The sequence below is a fragment of the Ensifer sp. KUDG1 genome, from assembly GCF_050434285.1.
Taxonomy (GTDB): domain Bacteria; phylum Pseudomonadota; class Alphaproteobacteria; order Rhizobiales; family Rhizobiaceae; genus Ensifer.
In genome coordinates this window covers 147,238-171,711 of sequence record NZ_JBNDIG010000008.1, presented here as the reverse complement: position 1 = coordinate 171,711, position 24,474 = coordinate 147,238, and the positions used below count along the sequence as shown (strand labels likewise).

Annotated in this window: 17 protein-coding genes; 8 read left to right on the top strand and 9 right to left on the bottom strand. The window is 64.2% G+C overall.

Annotated features, from left to right (window positions below):
* Positions 1-48: 48 nt before the first annotated feature.
* Both M2267_RS20350 and pbpC read left to right on the top strand, forming a co-directional pair.
* Entirely contained in the window at positions 49-5,499 is a 5,451-nt protein-coding gene (locus tag M2267_RS20350; RefSeq protein ID WP_429116875.1) for an MG2 domain-containing protein, read from the top strand.
* 8 nt (positions 5,500-5,507) lie between these two features.
* Positions 5,508-7,589 carry a penicillin-binding protein 1C gene (gene pbpC, locus M2267_RS20345; RefSeq protein WP_429116562.1) on the top strand — a complete coding sequence of 694 codons (2,082 nt, stop codon included), beginning with the start codon at positions 5,508-5,510 and terminating at the stop codon, positions 7,587-7,589.
* On the opposite strand, the gene M2267_RS20340 is transcribed toward pbpC, so the two are convergent.
* Positions 7,579-9,285: a hybrid sensor histidine kinase/response regulator gene (locus M2267_RS20340; RefSeq protein ID WP_429116560.1), complete on the bottom strand. Its 1,707-nt coding sequence runs from the start codon at positions 9,283-9,285 to the stop codon at positions 7,579-7,581. The two genes, pbpC and M2267_RS20340, sit on opposite strands and share 11 nt — an antisense overlap.
* A gap of 160 nt (positions 9,286-9,445) precedes the next feature.
* Between M2267_RS20340 and M2267_RS20335 the strand changes: the two genes are divergently transcribed.
* From M2267_RS20335 to hpaH, 3 genes are all read left to right on the top strand, one after another.
* Positions 9,446-10,105: a response regulator gene (locus M2267_RS20335; RefSeq protein ID WP_429116558.1), complete on the top strand. Its 660-nt coding sequence runs from the start codon at positions 9,446-9,448 to the stop codon at positions 10,103-10,105.
* Positions 10,106-10,318: 213 nt separating this feature from the next.
* Complete coding sequence (locus tag M2267_RS20330; protein ID WP_429116556.1) at positions 10,319-10,933, top strand: LysE family translocator; 615 nt, start codon at positions 10,319-10,321, stop codon at positions 10,931-10,933.
* Positions 10,934-11,005: 72 nt separating this feature from the next.
* Positions 11,006-11,809 (top strand): 2-oxo-hept-4-ene-1,7-dioate hydratase, encoded by an 804-nt coding sequence (gene hpaH, locus M2267_RS20325; protein WP_429116554.1) that lies wholly within the window; start codon positions 11,006-11,008, stop codon positions 11,807-11,809.
* Positions 11,810-11,851: 42 nt separating this feature from the next.
* Here hpaH and M2267_RS20320 read toward each other — a convergent pair whose 3' ends face one another.
* The 4 genes from M2267_RS20320 to gcl all read right to left on the bottom strand — a co-directional run bounded on the left by M2267_RS20320 (position 11,852) and on the right by gcl (position 16,860).
* The gene (locus M2267_RS20320) at positions 11,852-13,120 is read right to left on the bottom strand and encodes a glycerate kinase type-2 family protein (protein WP_429116552.1); all 1,269 of its coding nucleotides are present in this window, start codon (positions 13,118-13,120) and stop codon (positions 11,852-11,854) included.
* A 173-nt stretch (positions 13,121-13,293) separates the two neighbouring features.
* On the bottom strand, positions 13,294-14,178 hold the full coding sequence (locus M2267_RS20315) for a 2-hydroxy-3-oxopropionate reductase (protein ID WP_429116551.1): 885 nt from the start codon (positions 14,176-14,178) through the stop codon (positions 13,294-13,296).
* 5 nt (positions 14,179-14,183) lie between these two features.
* Positions 14,184-14,999, bottom strand: coding sequence for a hydroxypyruvate isomerase (gene hyi / locus M2267_RS20310; protein WP_429116550.1), 816 nt, complete (start codon positions 14,997-14,999; stop codon positions 14,184-14,186).
* Between the two features lie 76 nt (positions 15,000-15,075).
* Positions 15,076-16,860, bottom strand: coding sequence for a glyoxylate carboligase (gene gcl / locus M2267_RS20305; RefSeq protein WP_429116547.1), 1,785 nt, complete (start codon positions 16,858-16,860; stop codon positions 15,076-15,078).
* A 170-nt stretch (positions 16,861-17,030) separates the two neighbouring features.
* On the opposite strand from gcl, the gene M2267_RS20300 reads away from it, so the two are divergent.
* Positions 17,031-17,852 (top strand): IclR family transcriptional regulator, encoded by an 822-nt coding sequence (locus M2267_RS20300; RefSeq protein WP_043613575.1) that lies wholly within the window; start codon positions 17,031-17,033, stop codon positions 17,850-17,852.
* 92 nt (positions 17,853-17,944) lie between these two features.
* On the opposite strand, the gene guaD is transcribed toward M2267_RS20300, so the two are convergent.
* Both guaD and M2267_RS20290 read right to left on the bottom strand, forming a co-directional pair.
* On the bottom strand, positions 17,945-19,297 hold the full coding sequence (gene guaD, locus M2267_RS20295) for a guanine deaminase (protein WP_429116544.1): 1,353 nt from the start codon (positions 19,295-19,297) through the stop codon (positions 17,945-17,947).
* Positions 19,294-20,532 (bottom strand): urate hydroxylase PuuD, encoded by a 1,239-nt coding sequence (locus M2267_RS20290; RefSeq protein WP_043613579.1) that lies wholly within the window; start codon positions 20,530-20,532, stop codon positions 19,294-19,296. The genes guaD and M2267_RS20290 overlap by 4 nt, the downstream gene beginning before the upstream one ends.
* 147 nt (positions 20,533-20,679) lie before the next feature.
* On the opposite strand from M2267_RS20290, the gene M2267_RS20285 reads away from it, so the two are divergent.
* On the top strand, positions 20,680-21,594 hold the full coding sequence (locus M2267_RS20285) for a LysR family transcriptional regulator (protein WP_043613581.1): 915 nt from the start codon (positions 20,680-20,682) through the stop codon (positions 21,592-21,594).
* Positions 21,595-21,762: 168 nt separating this feature from the next.
* Here the strand turns inward: M2267_RS20285 and M2267_RS20280 are convergent, their stop codons facing one another.
* Positions 21,763-22,362 carry a hypothetical protein gene (locus M2267_RS20280; protein ID WP_429116540.1) on the bottom strand — a complete coding sequence of 200 codons (600 nt, stop codon included), beginning with the start codon at positions 22,360-22,362 and terminating at the stop codon, positions 21,763-21,765.
* A 268-nt stretch (positions 22,363-22,630) separates the two neighbouring features.
* Positions 22,631-23,557 carry a LysR family transcriptional regulator gene (locus M2267_RS20275; protein WP_429116537.1) on the bottom strand — a complete coding sequence of 309 codons (927 nt, stop codon included), beginning with the start codon at positions 23,555-23,557 and terminating at the stop codon, positions 22,631-22,633.
* Positions 23,558-23,652: 95 nt separating this feature from the next.
* Between M2267_RS20275 and M2267_RS20270 the strand changes: the two genes are divergently transcribed.
* A complete protein-coding gene (locus M2267_RS20270; RefSeq protein ID WP_429116534.1) occupies positions 23,653-24,462 on the top strand; it encodes an NAD(P)H-dependent oxidoreductase in 810 nt (269 codons plus the stop codon).
* Positions 24,463-24,474 lie beyond the last annotated feature (12 nt).

Genomic DNA, 24,474 nt, shown 5'->3' with positions numbered 1-24,474 from the left:
AAGTGAAGCCCCTATCGAGACCGGCAGCGTTGGGAGGACTTGATGTCTGTGCGCGCGTTTTTCGGCCTTTCCACACTTTTCCTGTCACTTGTGACCGCCGGCGTCCCCGCCGTTGCCCAGGAGAGTGGACGGCAGATCGAGATCACCAAGGACGGCGACTATTTCGGTTTCGACCTCAGGACCGAACAGAACGTCTCGCTCGACGAATGCCAGCAGACATGCATCGCGGACCAGTCCTGCCGCGCGTTCACCTACAATCCCAAGGTGAAGTGGTGCTTCCTCAAGTCCGATTATAACCAGCTCAACACTTTCCCCGGCGCGATTGCCGGCAAGGTCGTGCAGCCGCAGGCCGCACAGGCCGATATCGGCGCACCGCCGCGCCTGAATTTCCTGTCGGATCAGCTGCTGCAGGACGCCCGCAACACCAAGGCCAATCTGGCGCTCGCCGACGATCAGCAGGGCATGGGCGTCAACACGCTCATCGACATGGCGCGCGGCCAGGCCGGGATGGGCAATATCGAGAATGCTTTGAAGGCCTTCCAGGGCGCGCTGGCGATCAATCCGGATGACGGCGAACTCTGGCTGGAGGCGGCGCGCACCGCGAACCGCATCACCAACAATTCAAGCGTATCGATCCAGGCGGCCATCGCCGCGATCAACGGCTATGAACTCACCCGCACCACCGAGAGCCGGGCACATGCACTCGCCGTCATGGCGAAATCGCTGGAAGGCGCCGAGAATTTCCGCGCCGCGCTGAACGCCTACAAGGCGAGCCTCGAATTGGTGAAGGCAAAATCGGTCGAGGCGGCCTATCTCGACCTCAAGCAGCGCAAGGGCTTCCGCGTCGTCGAACATACGATCGATTCCGACGCCGCGAGCCCACGCGCCTGTGTGCAGTTCTCCGAGCAGCTTCTAAAGAGCGGCGCCGACTATGCCTCCTTCGTCACCGTCAATGGTGCTGCGCCAAAGGCGCTTGAGGCGAAGGGCGACCAGATCTGCATCGAGGGGCTTTCGCATGGTGAACGCTACAAGCTGACCGTTCGCAGCGGCCTGCCTTCCACCGTCGACGAAGTGCTCGAAGCGCCCGTGACCCTCGACATCTATGTCGCTGACCGTGCGCAGATGGTGCGCTTCACCGGCGACAGCTTCGTGCTGCCGTCGACCGCGCGCCGCGGCATCCCGCTCGTCTCCGTCAACACCGACAGCGCCAAGCTGAAACTCTACCGCGTCGGCGACCGCAGCATCGCCCAAGTGCTGCAGAGCTCGCAGTTCCTGACGCAACTCGACGGCTACAGCGCCCAGCGCATCGAGGATGAGATCGGCGAACTCGTCTGGCAGGGCTCGATCGATATTGAGCGTGACGTCAACAAGGAGGTTGTCACCAGTTTCCCGGTCGACGAGGCGCTGCCCCAGCGCAAGCCCGGCGTCTATGTGCTCACGGCAGCGCCGACCACCGGCGTCAGCCAGGAATGGGACGCGCGCGCGACACAGTGGTTCGTCGTTTCCGATATCGGCCTCTCCACCTATGCCGGCACCGACGGGTTGAACGTCTTCGTGCGTTCGCTGGCCACAGCCGAGCCGATCGAAGGCGTCGAACTGCAGCTCGTCGCCAAGAACAACGAGATCCTCGGCACGGCCGTGAGCGATGACGACGGCCGCGTCACCTTTACCGCCGGCCTGATCCGTGGCACGGCCGGGCTGACGCCTGCGGTGATCTCGGCCAAGAAGGGCGAAGACGATTACGTCTTCCTCGACATGAGCCGCGCCGGCTTCGACCTTTCCGACCGCGGCGTCACCGGACGCGCGGCTCCGGGCGCCATCGACATTCTCGCCTGGACGGAGCGCGGCATCTATCGCGCCGGCGAAACCGTGCATGCGGCAGCACTTGCCCGTGACGTCGACGGCATGGCGATCGAGAACCTGCCGCTCACCTTCGTCTTCCTCCGCCCGGATGGTGTCGAATACCGCCGCATGACCAGCGCCGGCGGCAAGCTCGGGGGCCATACACTCGACCTCGACACCCAGGCAAACGCCATGCGCGGCACCTGGACGATGCAGATCTTCACCGATCCGAAGTCGCCGGCAATCGGCGAGAAGCAGTTCCTGATCGATGACTTCGTGCCGGATCGCACCGAATTCGACCTCACCAGCGACGCCAAGGAGATCGCTGTCGGCGAGACGGCGAGTGTGGCGGTCGACGGGCGCTATCTCTATGGCGCGCCGGCTGCCGGGCTCGAACTTGAAGGCGAAGTGACGATCAAGCCGACGCGCGAAAATGCCGCCTTCAAGGGCTACTCCTTCGGCCTTGCCGACGAAGAGGCTAGTGAAGACACGCGGTTGCCGCTCGAAGAGCTTTCGTCGCTCGACGAGGAAGGCAAATCCAGCTTCGACGTCCTCATCGACGAAGTGCCCTCGACCACGCAGCTGCTTAATGCCACCGTGACCGTTCGCATGCGCGAAGCCGGTGGCCGCGCCGTCGAGCGCTCGCTGAAACTGCCGGTGCGCGCCGAAGGCCCGATGCTCGGCATCAAGCCGGAATTCGAAGGCGAACTGGCTGAGAACTCGGTCGGCAAGTTCCGCGTCATCGCCGTCGATCCGGCCGGGGCCAAGCTCGCCATGCCCGGGGTCCTCTGGAAGCTAATCAGCGTCGAGCGGAACTATCACTGGTACCGCGACGGCAGCGCCTGGAAATACGAACCCGTCGTCACCACCAAGCAGGTGGCCAACGGCAGCGTCGACCTGACGGAAGACGGCGGCGACATCTCCGTGCCTGTCGGCTGGGGGCGGTATCGCCTGGAAGTCGAGACGGCCGCGGTCGATGGCCCGACCTCGAGCCTCGAATTCGACGCCGGCTGGTACGTTGCCGCCACCTCGACGGAAACGCCTGACGGCCTGGAAATCGCGCTCGACAAGGAGAAATACGCGGTCGGCGACACGGCCAAGCTCAAGGTCTCGCCGCGTTTTGCCGGCGAGCTGCTGGTGACCGTCGGCACCGAGAACCTGATCACGACGCAGACGGCATCGATCGCGGCTGGAGGCGGCGAAGTCGAGCTGCCGGTCACCGACGCCTGGGGCGCCGGGGCCTATGTCACGGCCACGCTCTATCGCCCGGGCGACGCCCAGGAAAGCCGCATGCCGATGCGCGCCATCGGCATCAAGTGGCTTTCGGTCGATCCGGCCGAGCGCGCACTTGCCGTCACGCTCGCAGCGCCCGAGAAGATGGAGCCGCGCCAGCCGCTCGATATCAGCCTTCAGGTCGCCGGTGCCGGCGCCAATGAAGAAGCCTATGTGACGATCGCCGCCGTCGATGTCGGCATTCTCAACCTCACCCGCTATGAGCCGCCGAACCCCGAAGCCTGGTATTTCGGCCAGCGCCAACTCGGCCTTGAAATCCGCGACCTTTACGGCCGCCTGATCGACGGCTCGCTTGGCGCGACGGGAAAACTGCGCACCGGCGGCGATGGCGGCCAGGTGGCACTTCAGGGCAGCCCGCCCACGGAAAAGCTGGTCGCCTTCTTCGAAGGGCCGGTTCAGCTCGACGGCGACGGCAAGGCAACCGTCAGCTTCGACATTCCGCAGTTCAACGGAACGGCGCGGCTGATGGCCGTCGCCTGGACGAAATCCGGTGTCGGCCACGCCACCCGCGACGTGGTGATCCGCGACCCGGTTGTCGTCACCGCCAGCCTGCCGCGGTTCCTGGCACCCGGAGACCGGTCGGACCTCAGGCTCGATATCGCCAACACCGACGCACCGGCCGGCGACTACCAGATCCATGTGACAACCAGCGGCCAGGCGACCGTCGAGCAACCGGGCACGGGCAGCACGGTCACTCTGGAACAGGGCGGCCGCTCCTCGATCACCTTGCCGGTAGTCGGGCAATATCCCGGCAACGGCGTCGTCACGGTGGCGTTGACCGGCGCCAACGGCCTTTCGCTCGAGCAGTCGCTCGACCTGCTCGTGCGTCCGGCAACCCTGCCGGTGACTGAGCGGCGGGTGGTGTCGATCGCGCCCGGCAGCAGCCTGACGGTCGACGGGCAGTTGCTCGCCGACAGCATCCTGCAGGGCGCCTCGGTCAACCTCAGCGTCACCCGCTCCGCCGCCTTCGACATGCCGGCGCTGCTGATGACGCTCGACCGCTATCCCTACGGCTGCACGGAGCAAACGACCAGCCGCGCGCTGCCGCTGCTCTACCTGAGCGAACTCGCCAAGCAGTCAGGCCTTGCCGACGACGAGGGCGTGACCAAGCGGGTGCAGGAGGCGATCTACCGCGTGCTCTCCAACCAGTCCTCGTCGGGCAGCTTCGGCCTCTGGGGGCCGGGCTACGGCGACCTGTGGCTCGACGCCTATGTCACCGACTTCCTGACCCGGGCTCGCGAGCAGAAATACGACGTGCCGGAGGCCGCGATGGTTCAGGCGCTCGAAAATCTGCAGAACGGCGTCAGCTACGACACCAATGCCAAGGATCGCGGCAACGAGATCGCCTATGCGCTCTACGTGCTTGCCCGCAATCGCAAGGCGGCGATCAACGATCTGCGCTATTACGCCAACACGCTGATCAACGACTTCCCGACGCCGCTCGCCAAGGCCCATATCGCCGCAGCGCTTTCGCTGTATGGCGATGCGCAAGGGGCGCAGGACACGTTTGCCAACGCGGCGAACATGTCGACGGGTCTCGTCAATGTCAGCCTGTCGCGCTCCGACTACGGCTCGTCGCTGCGTGACGGCGCGGCGGTGCTGGCGCTCGCGGCCGAAAGCCGACCGGTCCCGCCGATCGTTCCGGAGCTGTCGAAAATGGTCGCCCGCGAATGGGAACAGAAGACCTATACCAGCACCCAGGAACAGGCCTGGATGCTGCTTGCCGCCCGCGCCATCCAGAATGGCGACGAGGACATGGCGCTCGACGTCAACGGCGCATCGAAGACCGGCAGCTATGCCGCCCAGATGGCGGGCGACGCGCTCATCACCCATCCGGTGGTGATCCGCAACCAGGGCGCCGACCCGGTTTCGGCCGTGGTCACCACGGTCGCCGCCCCAGCCCAGCCGCTTTCGGCCGGCGGGGACGGCTTCACCATCGAGCGCACCTACTACACGCTCGACGGTGCCGAGGCGAACGTCATGGAGGCGCGGCAGAACGAACGCTACGTCGTCGTGCTGAAGGTCACGGAAGCCAACGACTGGCCGTCGCGCGTGCTGGTTACCGACCTTCTGCCGGCCGGTTTCCAGATCGACAATCCGAGCCTCGTCGACAGCGCCCAGCTCAGCAATTTCGAGTGGCTTGGTGAAATCACCGCGACCCACACGGAGTTCCGCAACGACCGCTTCGTCGCAGCACTCGACCGCAGCATCGGATCCGGCCGTGAAGTTACGCTCGCCTATGTCGTGCGTGCGGTAACGCCGGGCACCTACGATCATCCGGCCGCAACCGTCGAGGACATGTACCGGCCGCAGCTTTCGGCCCGCACGGCAACCGGGCGGATGGAGGTGCTGGCGGCGCAATAGGCAAGATCATGTCGATTGGGCGCAAACTGCTGATCGCCTTGCCCGTCTGCCTGCTTCTGACGGGGCTGACGGGCTTTGCGATCGAGAAGGCTGACGAGGCCTTCCCGCCGCCGCTTGGCGAGGCGGACGTCGTCTCGCGCGAGGTGGACGACGCCAACGGACAGCTGTTGCGCGCCTTCGCAACGCCGGATGGTCTCTGGCGGTTGAAGACGACCGTCGACGATGTCGATCCGCAGTTCCTGAAGATGCTGATCGCCTACGAGGACCAGCGTTTCGGGGAGCATTCCGGTGTCGATCTGCTGGCGCTCGGCCGCGCTGCTTTGCAATTCGTCAGCAACGGCCGGATCGTCTCGGGCGCCTCGACGCTCTCCATGCAGGTCGCCCGCCTCATCGAGCCACGGCAGCAGCGCTCGATCACCGCCAAGCTGCTGCAGATCGCCCGCGCGATCCAGATCGAGCGACGGTTATCCAAGGACCAGATCCTCAATCTCTATCTCACCCACGCGCCCTATGGCGGCAACATCGAGGGCGTGCGCGCCGCAAGCCTCTCCTGGCTCGGCAAGGAGCCGAAACGGCTGACGGCCGGCGAGGCGGCTCTGCTCGTCGCCCTGCCGCAACTGCCTGAAAAGCGCCGCCCGGACCGCAACCATGCCGCCGCCGTCGCCGCCCGCGAACGGGTGCTGACGCGGCTGGCGGTTGCCGATGTGATCGGAGACGGCGAAGCGGAGCGCGCGATCGCCACCTCCGTCCCGTCGCGCCGCCTGCAACTTCCCGCCTATGCCGCCCACCTTGCCGAACGCGCGTTGCGCAAGGATCCGAAGGCAGTTCGGCACGAGACGACCTTGCGCCTTGCTGTCCAGCGCAACCTCGAGGCCGTGGCGAGGGAAGGCGCTGCCAAGCTCGGACCGAAGGTTTCGGTCGCCATGCTGATGGCCGATGCCAAGACCGGCGAGATCGTCGCTTCGGTCGGATCGGCCGACTATTTCGATGCGAGCCGCTCCGGCTGGATCGACATGACCCGCATCACGCGTTCGCCAGGCTCCACCCTCAAGCCCTTCATCTATGGTCTTGCGTTCGAAGAAGGGCTCGTCAGCCAGGAGACGATCATCGAGGATCGACCGGCCGACTTCTTCGGCTACCGGCCGCGCAATTTCGACATGAGCTACCAGGGTGACGTCAGCGTGCGCGAGGCGCTGCAACTGTCTCTGAACGTACCGGCGATCCGCCTTCTCGATGCGGTCGGTCCCGCCGAACTGATGATGCGCTTTCGCCGTGGCGAAGTGAAGCCGGCGCTTCCTGCCGGCGAGGCACCCGGCCTTGCCATCGGCCTTGGCGGCGTCGGGCTATCGTTGCGCGATCTCGTGCAGCTCTATGCGGCGCTTGCCAATCGCGGCTTTCCGCTCCGGCTCGGCGACGGCGTCGAGGGCAAGGCCGGCCTGGTCGAAGCGGAGCCGGTACTTTCGCCGGTTGCCGTCTGGAATGTCTCCGACGCGCTTTCTGGCGTCTTGCCGCCCGCCGGCAGCCGCCAGCGCGGCATCGCCTACAAGACCGGCACCAGCTATGGCTATCGCGATGCCTGGTCGGTCGGCTACGATGGCCGCCATGTGCTCGGGGTCTGGGTCGGACGACCCGACAACGGCGCCGTTCCCGGCCTGACCGGCTATGGCAGCGCCGCTCCCATTCTCTTCGAAGGCTTCGCCAAGTCCGGCTTCGGCATCACGCCGCTGCCCGACGCGCCGGCCGGCGCGATCCGCATTTCTCAAGCCGAACTGCCGATCAGCCAGCGCCGCTTCTCACTGACGGCAAGCGGCCTCGTCAACGCTTCGGCCCGCGAGCCGGCTCCGCAGATCGTGTTTCCGCCCGAGGGTGCGCGCGTCGAGCTCGGCGCGGATCATCAGACGCTCTCGCCGCTGACGCTCAAGCTCCAGGGCGGACGCGCGCCGTTCCGCTGGCTTGCCAACGGCAAGCCGCTGCCGGAACTCACCCGCCGGCGGGTGACGCAGTGGCAACCGGACGGTGCCGGCTATTCGACGCTGACGGTGATCGATTCCGTCGGGCGCGCCGCCAGCGTGCGCGTCTTCATCGAGTGACGGTGCGGATCTCGCGCGCCGCGTCGTCAGGCCGCTCGGCGAGAAGAGTTTCGATCTCGTCTTCGAGCCGAACTGCATCGAGCGGCTTGTGCAGGAGACGGTGGCCGCTTGCGGTCACTTCCTTCAGCCGCGCCGGCGACGTATCCCCGGAAAGGATCAGCGCCGGCACCTCCCACCCAAGATAGGCCCTGATCTCCCGGATTGCTTCGATCCCGGTCTTGCCGGCCTCGAGACGGTAGTCGGTGAGGACGAGATCGACCGGCGCCTCTCCCAGGCGCGCGGCCTTCTCAAACTCCGTTCGGGCCGCCGCGGCCGAACGCCCGGCATAGACGGCATAGCCGAGCGTGCGGAGCAGCAGCGCCGTGGCATCCAACGCGTCGCGTTCGTCGTCGATGACGACGATGCCCCCATGCTGGGTCGCGGCGGTCGGGTGGGCGCGTCCGGGCTTTGCCAGCGACGGCGGCGCGACCGCCGGCAAAGTGATGGAGAACATCGAGCCGCGACCTTCCGTCGAGACCACCCGGACCGGATGGCCGAGCAGAGCGGCAGTGCGCTGGACAATGGCAAGGCCGAGCCCGAGCCCTTGCGACCGGTCGCGCGCCGGGTTTTGAAGCTGTACGAACTCCTCGAAGATCGCCTCCTGCTCGGACGCCGGGATGCCCACGCCGGTGTCCCAGACCTGCACCTCCACCGCAGCACCGCGCCGCCGGCAGCCGATCAGGACCGTGCCGGTGCTGGTGTAGCGGAAGGCGTTGGACAGCAGGTTGTCGAGAACGCGCTTCAGCATCATCGGATCGGTATCGACCCAGACATCCGTCATGACCACGCGCCAGCCGAGATCCTGGTCTTTGGCGATGCCGGAGAACTCGGCCTTGAGATCGGAGAGCAACCGCCGCAAGGATACCGGCTCGCGCGCGACGGTGACGATGCCTGCATCAAGCTTGGAAATGTCGAGCAGTGCGTCGAGCAGACCCCCGAGACTGCCGACGACCGAGCGCGCGCGGTCGGCGAGATCGCGGGCGTTCTTCGCCGGAACATCACCGTTTCGGCCGAGCGCTGCCAGCGTCGAGATGAAGAGGCTCAGCGCGTGGATCGGTTGGCGCAGATCGTGGCTTGCAGCAGCCAGGAACCGTGACTTCGAACGATCGGCACTTTGCGCCTTGTCGCGCTCTTCCTGGAGGCTGGTGATCAGCGACAGGTTCTCGAAGCGTAGCCGCACCGTTTCGGCGAGCGTCCTGTGGGTGACCCGGCTGTAGTAGAGATCGACGCCGAAGAGGCAGATGGTGAAGATCAGATAGGTGTCGTAGATCGGCCCCTCGCCGAGGAAGCAACGGATGGCGAAAGGCAGCAGGATCGCGACCAGCGAACCGGCATAGGCGAGCGGAAACGCCGACAGCGACGGCACCGCGCCGCTGGCAATGCCGGTGATCACGATGCAGATGAAAGCGAGTGTCTGCGGCTCGTCCGGATGGAAGGCAAACCACCCGAGCGCGCCCCAGAGGCCGCTGGAAGCCCACGAAAGCAGCGTGAAGCGCCAAGCCCATAGCCTCCAGTCCCGCGTCCGCCCTTCATCCCCCTGCCGCCTGTATCGCCAGTCGAGAAGAATGCGGGCGAATGTCAGCAGATAGAGTGCGGCACCCCAGGAAAGCAGCAGATCCGAGGATACGAGGTCGCGCAGAACATAAGCAACCGGCAATGGAATTGCGAAATTGGCAAAAAGCACCGCGTAAGATTGACGAAATAATAAGCCTATCAGGAGAGGTTGCAGGTGTTCGCGAGTCTCCATTGCCGCTCCTCTCTCGATGCAACGCGGATATCCGCGGAGAATTGCCTGAATTCGATGAAGGATTGCTTACATGCGCCAACTGCTGACGATCGTGGTGGCAGACGATCACGCCATCGTTCGCGAGGGCCTGAAGCTGCTGCTCTCCACCATGGGGCACGTATCGGTGGTTGCAGAGGCTGCTGACGGCGAGACACTTACGACCATCGTGCGCGCCAGCAGTCCTGATCTGGTGATCCTCGATCTCGGCATGCCCGGCGTTGCGGGCGTACAGTTCATCAGCGAACTGAGGACGGTCGCGCCGCGCATGAAGATCCTGGTGCTGACAGCAAACATCGAGCCGCGAACCGTGCGCGCCACGATCGCCGCCGGTGCCAGCGGCTACCTGACCAAGAGCGGCGATCCGGCCGAACTGAATGCGGCGCTCGACGCAATGCTCAGAAACGAGATCTATCTCAGCCAGTCGGTTCGCTTCGCCGTCGACGATCCCCGCAGCCACCAACCGCCGCCGACAATCGATGCGGCGCTCTCCCCTATTCCCCTCACCCGCCGCGAGATGCAGATCCTCTCTCTCGCCGCGCAAGGGCTGACAGCGCGCGAAACCGCCGATCGCCTCGGCATCAGCCCGCTGACCGCCCGCAAGCATCGTGAAAACCTTATGCGCAAGCTCAGCCTGCACAATGCGGCGGAGATCGCCGCCTATGCGGTGCGTATCGGCCTGCCGATCGGCTGACGTCCGGCTTTCTTTCCTCGATCCGCGACGGTCATCTTCCCTTAACCACGGCAAAACGGAGTGGCCTTCGCCAAAGCCGAAATACGGCACCTGCCGTATGTCAACCGGACACAACCAAGCGTAGTTCTCCCGCCAAATCGCGCCACGGACAGGCCTGGTTCGACGTTACGACGTCGGCCGAAGGGCGCGCCGGCTAATTTGGGAGGAGCAGCCATGCCTTCGCTGGAGCATTGGATTTCGTTCGCACTGGCAACGGCGATCTTCGCCTTCATGCCGGGTCCTGCCATTCTCTATATGACGGCGCAGACCTTGGCACATGGCCGCAAGGCCGGCCTTTTGGCGGCGCTCGGCATCCATATCGGCTGCTACGTCCACATCGCCGCCGCGACGCTCGGACTTGCCGCCCTGCTTCACCATGCACCGCTTCTCTATGGAGCAATCAAGTTTTCCGGCGCCGTCTATCTGGTCTGGCTCGGCGCGACCATGCTGCTCGGCGTCGGCAAACATGCCGCCCATGCAGAGGCGGCCAAACCCGGCGTCCTGCGCGACAGCATCGTGGTGGAGATCCTCAACCCCAAGACCGCCCTGTTCTTCGTGACCTTCCTGCCGCAGTTCGTCGATCCGGCCGCGTCGATGCCGATGTCGCTGCAGTTCCTGATGTTCGGCCTGTTTGTGAACCTTGCCTTGTCGGTCGCCGATGTCGCCGCGGTCTTCCTGGCCTCCTTCACGCTCGGTCGGTTGGCCTCAGGCGCCGGCAATCTCGTGCCGCGCGCCTGCGGCTCGATCCTCATCGGCCTCGGCCTGATGCTGGCGAGCCAGCCGATCTGATCGCCCAAAGACGGTACGCGCGCCGGGCGCCACCTTGGTGTATCCTAAAAGACGCTGAAGTCGGGGGGCACCATGCTGAATGCAACCGAGATCGCCAAGGCCGCCGAGAGCCTGCATCAGGCCGAGCGCGATCGAAAACAGATCGGGCTCCTCTCGCTCAAGCATCCCGAAATGACGGTCGAGGACGCCTATGCGATCCAGGCCGCCCTGGTCCGGCGCAAACGTGACGACGGCCACCGCATCATCGGCTGGAAGATCGGGCTGACCTCCAACGCCATGCAGCAGGCGCTCGGCATCGACACGCCGGATTCCGGCGTGCTCTTCGACAACATGCTGTTTGATGACGGCGCAAGCATCCCCGCCGACCGCTTCACCCAGCCGCGCGTCGAAGCGGAGATCGCCTTCATCATGAAAACCGGGCTCAAGGGTCCGCGCATCAACATCGTGCAGGTGCTGAACGCCACGGATTATGTGATGCCGGCGCTGGAGGTCCTCGACAGCCGCATCGTCCGCACCGATCCGAAGACAAAGAAGGCGCGCATCCTCGTCGACGCGATCGCCGACAACGCCGCCAATGGCGGCCTCATCCTCGGGGGCCGGGCCGTGCGTCCCGATACGGTCGACATGCGCTGGATGGGGGCGATCGTGTCACGCAATGCGGTGATCGAGGAGACCGGGCTTGCGGCCGGCGTGCTCAACCATCCGGCCCGCGGCATCGCCTGGCTTGCCAACCGGCTGGCGCAATGCGGCGACGCGATCGAGCCCGGCCAGATCGTGCTTTCAGGGTCGTTCGTCCGCACGCTCGAAGCCAGGAGCGGCGACACGATCGTCGCCGATTTCGGCGTCTACGGCTCGGTCAGTTGCCACTTCGCGTGAAGTGGCTAGCGACAGGCAGGCTACGCACCCGCCACGCGGGTATCACTGCACCAGGATGGCGCGAAAATCGTTGACGTTGGTGCCGGTCGGCCCCGGCTTGAAGAGATCGCCCAGCGCGTCGAACGCCGTCCAGCTGTCGTTCTTCTGCAGCAGTCCCGCAGCGTCCAGGCGTTGCGCCACAAGGCGGGCGATCGTCGTGTCGTCGGCAAAGGCGCCGGCATTGTCCTCGGAGCCGTCGATGCCGTCGGTATCAGCGGCCAGCGCCGAGACGCCCTTGGCGCCATCGATGCCAAGCGCCAGCGCCAGCAGGAACTCGCTGTTGCGGCCACCCTTGCCCTTGCCGCGGATGGTGACGGTCGTCTCTCCACCCGAGAGAACGACGACCGGTTTGGTGAACGGCCGACCGCGGCCGGCGACTTCCCGGGCGATCGCCGCATGCACGCCGCCAACGTCGCGCGCCTCGCCCTCGATCGCATCGGAAAGAATGATCGCCTCGATGCCCGCGGCACGCGCCTCGGCAGCCGCAGCCTCAAGCGAGACGGAAGCGGATGCGATCAACCGGACTTCGTTGCGGGCAAAACGCGGATCGTCAGGAGATGGGGCGGCGCTATCCGGGCTGTTGATCCAGGCCATAACCTTGGCCGGCAGGTCCAGGCTGTAGCGCTCGATCAGTGTCAGTGCATCTTCGCGCGTGCTGGCGTCCGCCAGCGTCGGGCCGGAGGCGACCAGCGCCGGATCGTCGCCCGGAATATCGGAAACGATCAGCGAGACGACCTTGGCGGGATAGGCTGCAGCGGACAGGCGACCGCCCTTGATCATAGAAACGTGCTTGCGCACGGCATTCATGGCGCTGATCGGCGCGCCGGAGGCAAGCAGCGCCCGGTTGACGGCGATCTCGTCTTCGAGCGTCAGGCCGGGTGGCGGCGAAGGCAAGAGTGCCGAGCCGCCGCCGCAAACAAGCGCGACGACAAGATCATCCTCCGTCAGGCCACTGACTTCAGCGAGCAAACGGTTCGAGGCCAGCAGGCCGTTTTCATCCGGCAGCGGGTGCGACGCTTCCAGAACTTCAATTTTCTCGCAAGGAGCAGCGTAGCCATAGCGGGTGACGATCACGCCCGAGAGTGGGCCATCCCAATGCCGCTCGAAGGCCGCCGCCATCTGGGCAGCCCCCTTCCCGGCGCCGACGACCACCGTGCGCCCTTTGGGTCGCGCCGGCAGATTGGCGGCAATCACCTTCTCCGGATCAGCCGCGGCAACGGCCGAGGTGAACAGCGCTTCGAGGAAACGGCGTGGATCGGTGATGGCTGGCATTGGTCTCCCCCTGGAGGATGTCGCGTTGCTCCATCCTTACATGTCATCCCAACCCAAATCACGGTTGGAACCTAATGAAAGTCTCGGGCGGCGGTTCCTCCAACCGCCGCCCGGACGCATGACAGGTCCGGAACAATGGGACGCCGGACGAGTCATGCGCATTCAAGGTCGTGTCACGCGACCTGGTGGTTCGCCATGCGCTCCAGCGCCCGAACGAGGCCGGAGTGGTCGAGGCCGCTGTCGCCATTGGCGGCGCAGTTGTTGAAGAGTTCCTGCGTAGCCGCCGTGTTCGGCAGCGAGATGCCGAGCGACTTTGCGCCCTGGAGCGCCAGGTTCAGGTCCTTCTGGTGCAGCGAGATGCGGAAGCCCGGATCGAAGGTGCGCTTGATCATGCGTTCGCCGTGAACTTCGAGAATACGCGAGGAGGCAAAGCCGCCCATCAACGCTTCGCGAACGCGCGCCGGATCTGCACCGGCCTTCGACGCGAAGACGAGCGCTTCCGAAACCGCCTCGATCGTCAGCGCGACGATGATCTGGTTGGCGACCTTGGTGACCTGGCCGTCGCCGCAGTCACCGACGAGCGTGATGTTCTTGCCCATCAGTTTCAGGAGCGGCAGGGCGCGGTCGAAGCTCTCCTGGGCGCCGCCGGCCATGATCGAGAGCGAGGCGTTCTTGGCGCCGACTTCGCCGCCGGAGACCGGGGCGTCGATGTATTCGGCTCCGGTCTCGCGAACTTTCTTGGCGAATTCCTTGGTCTCGATCGGCGAGATCGAGCTCATGTCGATAACGAGCTTGCCCGTGGAAAGGCCGTAGGCGACGCCGTTTTCGCCGAAGAGAACGTCTTTGACCTCAGGGGTATCCGGCAACATCAGGATGATGGTGTCGACGGTTTCGGCCAGCGCCTTCGGCGAGTCAACGAACTTGAGGCCGTTGTCGAGCAGCTCCTGGCGCGGCGGGATGACGAATTTAGAGGTGACGATGGTGTGGCCGGCATCCTGCAGGTGGCGCGCCATCGGCGTGCCCATGATACCCAGTCCAATGAAACCGATTGTTGCCATGGTGCTTAGCTCCTGATCTTGATGATGTCTGCGGATTGGGTGCGCTGGCGCTCGGCGCCGAGCCAGGAAAGGCCCTCGGCCGTCGTGGTGCGCGGCTTGTATTCGCAGCCGATCCAGCCGTCGTAGCCGGCTGCTTCCAGCGCGTCGAAGACGAAGGGATAGTTGATCTCGCCGGTGCCCGGCTCGTTGCGGCCGGGATTGTCGGCAAGCTGCACGTGGACGATGCGATCGGCAAAGCGCTTGTAGGTGCCGATCAACTCGCCCTGCGTGCGCTGCTGGTGGTAGAGGTCGTACTGGATGAACAGGTTGTCGCTGCCAACCTCCTCGATGATCGAAGCCGCCTGCTCGACCGTGTTGAGGTAGAAGCCGGGAATATCGAAGTCGTTGATCGGTTCGATCAGCAGGCGAATGCCCTGCTTGCCCAGTTCGCTCGCTGCAAGCTTGAGGTTGGCGACAAGCGTGCTGCGTAACACAGCTTCGGAGACACCGATCGGCGCAATGCCGACCAAGCAGTTGACCTGTTTGCAATCGAGTGCCGTGGCATAGTCGATGGCGCTGGCGACACCCTTGCGGAACTCGTCGACCCGATCCGGCAGGATCGCGATACCGCGTTCGCCGCTCGCCCAGTTGCCGGCCGGCAGGTTGTGCAGAACCTGGGTGAGGCCGTAGCGATGAAGCTCGGCGCGCAGGCTCACCTTCTCGAATTCGTAGGGAAACAGATACTCCACGCCTTCGAAGCCGGCCTTGGCAGCAAGGGCGAAACGGTCGAGGAACGGCACCTCGTTGAACAGCATTGTCAGGTTCGCAGCGAACTTCGCCATGCGATGTTTCCTCCTTGTGTTGTCTTGTGAGCGATGCGGGCGGCGGAGCGCCCGCATCTCCTCAGTTATTCGAGGCTCAGTCGAGCAGGGCCGTGATCGCGGTCGGCACATCCTCGCCGCGCAGCGCCAGTTCCTCGAACTCGACGACGGCATTGATGTCGGCGCCCATGGAGATGTTGGTGACGCGCTCCAGGATGAACTCGATGACGACGGGAACCTGGTGCTCGTCCATCAGGGCACGGGCGCGGTCGAAGGCTTCCTGGAACTCGTTCGGGCTGCGCACCCGGATCGCCTTGCAGCCGAGACCTTCGGCAACCGCGACGTGGTCGACGCCGTAGCCCTTCTCCGCATCACCCGACGCATTGATGTTGTCGAAGGCGAGGCTGACCTCGAAGTCCATGTTCAAGCCGCGCTGCGCCTGGCGGATGAGGCCGAGATAGGAATTGTTCACGACCACATGCAGGTAGGGCAGCTTGTGCTGGGCACCGACGGCGAGCTCTTCGATCAGGAACTGGAAGTCGTAGTCGCCCGAAAGTGCCACGATCGTCCGGTCCGGATCGGCGGCGCGAACACCGAGCGCTGCCGGCAGGGTCCAGCCGAGCGGGCCAGCCTGGCCGCAGTTGATCCAGTTGCGCGGCTTGTAGACGTGCAGGAACTGGGCGCCGGCGATCTGGCTGAGGCCGATGGTCGAGACGTAGCAGGTGTCGCGGCCGAATGCCTTGTTCATTTCTTCATAGACGCGCTGGGGCTTCAGCGGCGTCTGGTCGAAGTGCGTCTTGCGCAGCATGGTGCGCTTGCGCTCACGGCACTCTTCCGCCCAGCCGGACCAATCGCGCAGCTTGCCGGCCGTCTTCCATTCCGTCGCAACGTCGAGGAAGAGTTTCAGCGCAGCGCCGGCATCCGAGACGATGCCGAAATCGGGCGCGAAGACGCGGCCGATTTGGGTCGGCTCGATGTCGACGTGGACGAACTTGCGGCCCTCCGTATAGGTCGGAACGTTGCCGGTATGGCGGTTCGCCCAGCGGTTGCCGACGCCGAGAACGAAGTCGGACGCAAGCATGTTGGCGTTGCCGTAGCGATGCGAGGTCTGCAGGCCGCACATGCCGGCCATCAGCGGATGGTCGTCCGGGATCGTGCCCCAGCCCATCAGCGTCGGGATAACCGGGATGCCGGTGATTTCGGCAAATTCGGTCAGAAGATCGGAGGCGTCAGCGTTGATGATGCCGCCGCCGGCGACGATCAGCGGACGCTCCGCCTCGTTCAGCATCGCGATCGCCTTTTCGGCCTGCGCGCGCGTCGCCTTCGGCTTGTAGGCTTCAAGCGGCTGGTAGGTATCCGGATCGAACTCGATCTCGGCGAGCTGGACGTCGACCGGCAGGTCGATCAGTACCGGGCCGGGACGGCCGGAGCGCATGATGTGGAACGCCTTCTGAAAGACGAACGGAACAAGTGCCGGCTCCATGACGGTGACCGCCCACTTGGTGACCGGTGCGGCGATCTTGGCGATATCGACGGCCTGGAAGTCTTCCTTGTCGAGGCGGGCGCGCGGCGCCTGGCCGGTGATGCACAGGATCGGGATCGAATCCGCCGAGGCCGAATAGAGGCCGGTGATCATATCGGTGCCGGCCGGGCCCGACGTGCCGATGCAGACGCCAATGTTGCCGTGCTTGGCGCGGGTATAGCCCTCGGCCATGTGGGAGGCACCTTCGACGTGGCGCGCCAGGATGTGGCGAACCGAGCCGCGCGCCTTCAGCGCCGAGTAGAACGGATTGATGGCGGCACCCGGTACGCCGAAGGCGCAATCGATGCCTTCCTTCTCCAGAACGTAAACAGCCGCGTCAACGGCACGCATCTTTGCCATGGGAACTCCTCCTATTTCCTGAAAACATAATCCATAATTCTCGATGCGCAACACACAAATGGAATTCATTTCCATCATGTGGAAATAAAGATTTTCAACAATTCGGAGAAAATCGCAGCGGGGCCTGATAGAGGATGATGGGCAGAGATGTGATTTGCAGAGAGGTTTCGATGGACGGCAACGGCAGGGGAAAACGCGGGCGCAAGGCGGGTGAGAATGCCGCTCCTTCATCCGTCCAGGTGCTGGACCGCAGCCTCGCTCTGCTGACGGTTGTGGCTGAAGGCGACGGCTCGACCTTGACGCAGCTCGCCGACGAGACGGGCATGGCGCCGTCCACGGTTCACCGCCTGCTGACGACGCTTTCCGGCCACGGCATGGTGATGAACGACCCGGACACCGGCGCCTGGACCGTCGGTTTAAAGGCATTTGAGATCGGCAATGCCTATCTGCGCTTTCGCAAGCTCGGCACTATCAGCCGGCCGTTTCTAAAAGGACTGATGGAAGAAAGCGGTGAGACGGCGAATATCGGCATCGAGGAAGGCGGCGATGTCGTCTTTATCTCGCAGGTCGAAAGCCACGCGCCGATGCGCGCCTTCTTCCGTCCCGGCCGCCGGGGTCCGGTGCATGCCTCCGGCATCGGCAAGGCAATCCTGTCCACCTGGTCCGACAAGGACATCGCCCAGCTGCTCCACGGCCGCGAGCTCGCGCATTTCACCGACAAGACGCGCGATACGCTGCCGGCGCTCTTGAAGGATATCCAGGAGATCCGCCACCGCGGCTGGTCGGTCGACGACGAGGAGCACACGCTCGGCATGCGCTGCGTCGCCGCTCCGATCTTCAACGAATATGGCGAAACGATCGCCGGCATATCCATCTCCGGTCCGTCGGTCCGCGTGAGCGACCAGAAGCTCTCGACCTTCGGCCCCATCGTTCGCGAACGCGCCGATGCGCTGACCAAGGCGATGGGCGGCAAGCGGCCGGAAGAGCTTTAGACCCCGACCAACAGTAACGCCGCGCGTCCGATCCGGACACGCGGCGTTCCAGTAAGCTATGCTGGCAAGCCCCGCAGTAGGGCGAATGCGCCTTAGGCGGTTTCGAGGCTCTTTGCCGTAGCTGCGGTTGCATCCTTCGAAGCGCGTGCCATCCCCTTCATCGCCTTGCCGGCGACATAGGTCTCGGCGACACAACGGTCGTCACCCATCGTCTGCAGGATGAAGAGTTCCTCGACAAGCGAACCGGCAACCCGCATGCGCAAGTCCATCGACGGCTTGGCGCGGCTGTCGAGCACGACGATATCGGCATCGGCGCCGACATGCAGCGAGCCGATACGGTCATCGAGGTCGAGCGCCCGGGCGTTGCCGAGCGTCATGCGGTAGAAGGAGTTGAACGGCGTCAGCCGCTGTCCCTGCAGGTGCAGCACCTTGTAAGCCTCGTCCATCGTTTCAAGCATCGAGAAGCTGGTGCCGGCGCCGACGTCGGTTGCGACCGACCAGCGGGCGCCGAGCTTGTCGAAACGATCTCGGTCGAAGAGACCCGAGCCGAGGAACAGGTTCGACGTGGGGCAGAAATTGCCGACGGCACCGGTTTCGGCCAGCACCGAGATCTCGCGATCGCTCAGATAGATGCAGTGACCAAGCAGGGTCTTGCGCGTCAGCAGGTCGTAGCGCGCGTAGATGTCGGTATAGTCCTTCGCCTCCGGATAGAGCGACGTGGCGAAGGCGATTTCGTCCCTGTTCTCAGAGAGATGCGTCTGCACGTAGCACTCGGGATGCTCGGCAACGAGCGTGCGGCTCGCCTCCATCTGCTCCGGCGTCGAGGTGATGGCAAAACGCGGGCTGATGGCATAGTGCGCCCGGCCCCGGCCGTGCCACTTTGATATCAGCGCCTTGGTCTCGTCATAGCCGAGCTGCGGCGTGTCGCGCAGCGCGTCGGGCGCGTTGCGGTCCATCATTACCTTGCCGCCGATCATCAGCATGCCGCGCGCTTCCGCTGCACCGAAGAAGGCATCGACGCTTTCCGGATGCACCGAGCAATAGGCCGCGGCCGTCGTCGTGCCGTTGGACAGCAGTTCGTCCATGAAACGGCCGGCGATGTAGTCGGCATGCTCCGGTTTGCGGAACTTCTGTTCCTCGACGAAGATGTAGGTGTTCAGCCATTCGAGAAGCTGGGCGCCATAGGAGGCGATCGCCTGCGTCTGCGGGAAATGCAGGTGCGTGTCGATCAGGCCGGGCAGCACCAGATGGGGGCGATGGTCGGCGACCTTGACGCCGGCACCGGCACGGCGAGCAACATCGGCATGATCGCCGATATCGGCGACCTTGCCGCCCCGCACCAGCACGGCGCCGTCTTCAAAGTAGCGATAGGAGGCGGTGTCGTCGATGCCCTTCGGTTCCTCGACGAAGGTGAGCACGCGGCCACGGATCAAGAGATCGGTCATTGGGTCTTTCCTCCATTCACGACAGACTCGTACCAGGCGACGAGCAACTGCCGCTCTTCGTCCGACACCGCGGTCACGTTGGCGGGCGGCATCGCGTGGCTGCGGCCGGCCTGCAGGTAGATTTCACGCGCGTGATTGGCGATCTCCGCGTCGGTCTCGAGCGTCACGCCCTTCGGCGGGACGATCATGCCCTCCCAGCCGGGCTCCTTGGCATGGCACATGGAACAGCGGCCAAGCACCGTGTCGCGCACCTTCGGGAAGGCTTCCGCCGTCACGAACGGCTGCTGCGCGGCGGAAATCTTTGTCTCATCGCCGCCCGAGAGAATCTTCGGCACGGTCGAAAGCCACATGATCGCAACGAAGAGAAGTGCGGTCACAAGCCAGGTCCAGGTCGGGTTGCCCTTGTTGGCGTGGCGGGTGTTGAAATAGTGGCGGATGGTGACGCCCATCAGGAAGACCAGCGAAGCGATGATCCAGTTGTACTGGGTACCGAAGGCCAGCGGGTAGTGGTTCGACAGCATCAGGAACAGAACCGGCAGCGTCAGGTAGTTGTTGTGGGTCGAGCGCTGCTTGGCGATCACACCGTACTTGGCGTCGGGCGTGCGGCCGGCGATCAGATCGCCGACGACCACCTTCTGGTTCGGAATGATGATGAAGAACACGTTGGCCGACATGATCGTTGCGGTGAACGCACCGAGATGCAGGAAGGCGGCGCGGCCGGTGAAGAGCTGCGTGTAGCCCCAGGCCATCGCGACCAGGATGAAGTAGAGCAGCACCATCAGTCGCGTGTTGTCACGGCCGAGTGGTGACTTGCAGATCGTGTCATAGGCGAGCCAGCCAAAGGCGATCGAGGCAAGCGAAATGGCGATTGCCACCGGCTTCGAGACATCGAGCACGTTCGGATCGATCAGGTAGAGGTCGGCGCCGGCATAGTAGACCAGGCAGAGCATGCCGAAACCGGAGAGCCAGGCGACGTAGGACTCCCATTTGAACCAGATCAGGTGCTCGGGCATGTTGGCCGGCGCAACCAGGTATTTCTGGATGTGGTAGAAGCCACCTCCGTGCACCTGCCATTCTTCGCCATAGGCGCCGACGGGCAGGCCGGGATGTTTCTTCAGACCGAGGTCGAGGGCGACGAAGTAAAAGGACGAACCGATCCATGCTATGGCGGTGATGACGTGCAGCCATCTCACGGCAAAGGTCAGCCAATCCCAGGCGATGGCATAGTCGTACATGAAATTCTCCCATTTCTCCTCTCGCCATTATGTGTCATTGCTGGAGGTCGCGGGAACGTCGCTGCTTCACCAACACTTTCAAAAAAATCTATAAAATAGCGACGGAATGGATAGGCTAGAGAGAGCCTGGAGGAGTGGGACGAAGGCATGTCTTATCTGGACAATGTGCGCGTCTTCGTACGCGTCGTAGAGCTTGGAACCCTGTCGGCGGCCGGTCGCGACCAGCGCGTGACGCCGGCGGTTGCAAGCAATAGAATCAAAGAGTTGGAACGCCACATGGGCGTTCGCCTGTTCAATCGGACGACGCGCAAGCTGACTGCGACGGAGCACGGCCGCGTCTTTTACGATGGCGCGGTGAAGATCCTCGAAGCGGTCAACGAAGCGGAAAACGCGATCGCCGATCTCTCGCACAATCCAAAGGGGGCGCTCAAGATTACCGCGCCGTTGGGGATAGGTCGGCGCCTGATTGCGTCGGGCATTCCGGAGTTTCACGACAAGTATCCCGACATCGAAGTGCGGCTTCGCCTGTCGGACCACAATGTCGATATCCTGTCGGAAGGCGTCGACGTCGCCTTCAAGCTCGGCATCCTCGAAGATTCGAACCTGCGCATGCGCGGCATCATGAATTGCGAGCGCGTTGTCTGCGGGGCACCCGCCTATTTCGAGAAGCGGGGTATTCCCCAGACGCCCGACGCACTCATCGCCGACAAGCACGACTGTCTGCTGCTCAGATATCCCGGTTCGAAGGAGTATTTCTGGACGCTCCAGACCATGGAAGGCGTGCGCAAGCTCGAAGTCACCGGCCCCTATGATTCCGACGATGGCGATGTGCTCACCCAATGGGCGCTCGACGGCCGCGGCATCATCAACAAGCCACTGTTCGAGGTGAAGTCCCACATCAATTCCGGCGCGCTGGTGCCGATCCTCACCGAAACGCCGCCGCTCAGCGTGCAGCTTGCGGCGATCTATCCGCACAAGCGTTTCCAGGACCCGAAGGTGCGGCTGATGATCGATTACATGGCCGAGCGCTGTCAGCGCCTGATCAACGGAATGCTGGCCTGACCGTTCGTCGTCCGGCCCCTTCGGCCTGAACTAAGGAGCAAGAGGGCAGCCGGCGACTCCTATCGACGGAGAGCCGATTGTTTCGCCCGGCACGGGGCGATCGCAACGTGGTTCGCAAAAGAAAGAGGGCGCGCCGATGCGGCGCGCCCTCGATGTTTTTTCCAGGGATCAGCGTTTCACGTCGCTGTGCTTCGACTTGCCGGGAACGCCGTCACCGCCGCCGTTGCCGAAGCCGTTGTTGGCGTGCTTGGTCTTACCGCCACCGCCTCCGTCACCACCGGTTCCGCCGCCATCGCCACCGGTACCGCCGCCGTCACCGCCCGTGCCACCACCGTCGCCACCCGTGCCACCGCCGTCGCCGCCCGTGCCGCCACCATCACCGCCGGTGCCGCCGCCATCTCCGCCCGTGCCACCACCGTCACCACCAGTGCCACCACCGTCACCACCGGTGCCACCGCCATCGCCGCCTGTGCCGCCACCATCGCCACCCGTCCCGCCATCACCACCGGTGCCGCCCGTGCCGCCATCGCCCCCTGTTCCGCCGTCACCGCCGGTACCACCCGTACCGCCATCGCCGCCCGTACCACCATCACCCCCGGTTCCACCGGTTCCCCCAGTCCCGCCGTCGCCACCGGTGCCGCCCGTGCTGCCTTCACCACTGGTGCTACCCCCATCGGCGTGGGCAACACCGATCATGAACGGCGCGCTATAGTGCGTCAGCACCGCGAAGGCCGTGGACAAGAGCAGAGCACGCGTCAGTTTCTTCATAGTCGTCTCCCGATCTGATGCGTCCCCGTCTCTGTGCAATTGCGTAAAACGCGATCTGTCTGAAAAGCACTAAAGAAAATCCTGGACGCGTTACTTCCCCTAAGGTCGACCTCAGCGTCAACCTTATTTTAGAAACTGCTGATGATAGGCAGATCCGGAAGCAAAGCGTAAGCGACACATTTGTGGTATGGCTTACGGCGCACGGGTCATACGACCGATCCGTTCGGATTATGGATCAGGTCGTCGGGAAAAGGCGAGGGCGAAGCAGCTAGGCTCCGGACCTCTCGATCCCCTGAAGGTTGCCGATCGCCTCGACCAGGAAATCAACCAACAGACGAACGCGGGCGATGCCAGAGCGTTCAGGCACGATCAGCAGGCTGAGCGGCACCGAAGGCAGCGCAAAATCCGAAAGCAGCGGCACCAACAGGCCGGCTTTAATCAGATCGTCAACGAGCCATCGATGGGCAGGCGCGATGCCCCGGCCGGCGACGAGAGCCTCCCGGGCGGCCAGCCCGTGGTCGATGCGAAGGCGCCCACCGAAAGGCACGGACAGATGCCGCCCGTCCACGGCTTCGAAGTTGAGCCTGTCACTGCCGGCGATGTTCGACATGCGGATCCCCTCATGCGCCTCGAGGTCGCTTGGAGCGCGCGGAAATCCACGCGCGGCCAGGTATGCCGGCGCTGCCACAAGCAGACGCCGGCTTTGCCCAAGCGGCCGTAGCTTCATCGAACTGTCGCTGAGCGGTCCAAGACGCAGCGCGACATCTATGCCTTCCCGCACGAGGTCGATGCGCTCGTCTGTCAGGCTCAGATCGACGCCAATGTCGGGATGCCTGTCCTGGAAGGCAAAGATCAGCCGGCTGACGTGCAGCACCCCGAATGCCGACGTACAGGACACACGAATGGTACCGGCAGCCGCGCCGCGGGCGCCGCGCGCTTCGTCGCCGGCCTGCTCTACGAGCCGCAGGATCTGGATGCTGTCGGCATAGTAGCGGCTGCCTTCGTCGGTCAACGTGACGCGACGGGTGGTGCGGCTGATGAGCGGCACGCCGACCGCTTCCTCAAGCTCCCGCAGCTGCCGCGTCACCGTCGACTGGCCGATACCGAGCTCACGGGCAACGGCCGAAAGGCTGCCCCGCTCGGCGACGCGCACAAAGGTTCGCATGCGTTCGAGCGTAACGTCAGATTTATCCATTTTATGGCACAATCCTATGCATTTCGAATATCTACCGCATAGGCACGTAGCGGTCTACCTAGAGTCTCAGTTGATGAAACCAGGGAAGACCGACCATGAAAGTTCTGATTGTTTATGCCCATCCGGAACCGCGCTCGCTCAATGGCGCGCTGCGTGATGTCGCCGTCGAGGCGCTTGAAGCCGAAGGTCATGAGGTTCGTGTCACCGATCTCTATGCCGAGGGATGGAAATCCGAGATCGATCGCGTCGACTTTCCGGCCCTTGCCCCGGACGCCCGCTTCAAGCCGAGCCGCGCGTCGAAGGAGGCCTTTGCCAGCGATACGCTGACCGCCGACGTCAAGGCAGAGCAGGAAAAGCTGCTCTGGGCCGACGCCCTGATCCTGCAATTTCCGCTGTGGTGGTATTCGATGCCGGCGATCCTGAAAGGCTGGGTCGACCGCGTCTATGCCTATGGTTTTGCCTATGGCGTTGGCGAGCACAGCGACAAATACTGGGGCAAGCGTTTCGGCGAGGGCACGCTTGCGGGAAAACGCGCCATGCTGGTGGTAACGACAGGCGGCTGGGAGGAGCATTACTCACCGCGCGGGGTAAACGGGCCGATCGACGACCTGCTCTTCCCGATCAACCACGGGATCCTCTTCTATCCCGGTTACGACGTGCTTCCGCCGTTCGTCGCCTACCGCGTCGATAGTCTGGACGAGGTCGGTTTCGAAGCGACGGCGGAACGGCTGAAACAAAGGATGCACGCACTCGCGACGACTGCACCCATTCCTTATCGCCGCCAGAACGGCGGGGACTATGCGATCCCGACCCTTGAACTCCGACCGGAGGTCGCCGAACCGCACGTCAACGGCTTTGCGCTCCACCTCAATGGTGCACACCGGGTCGAAACGGCGCTACGTTGACGGGCCGACTGG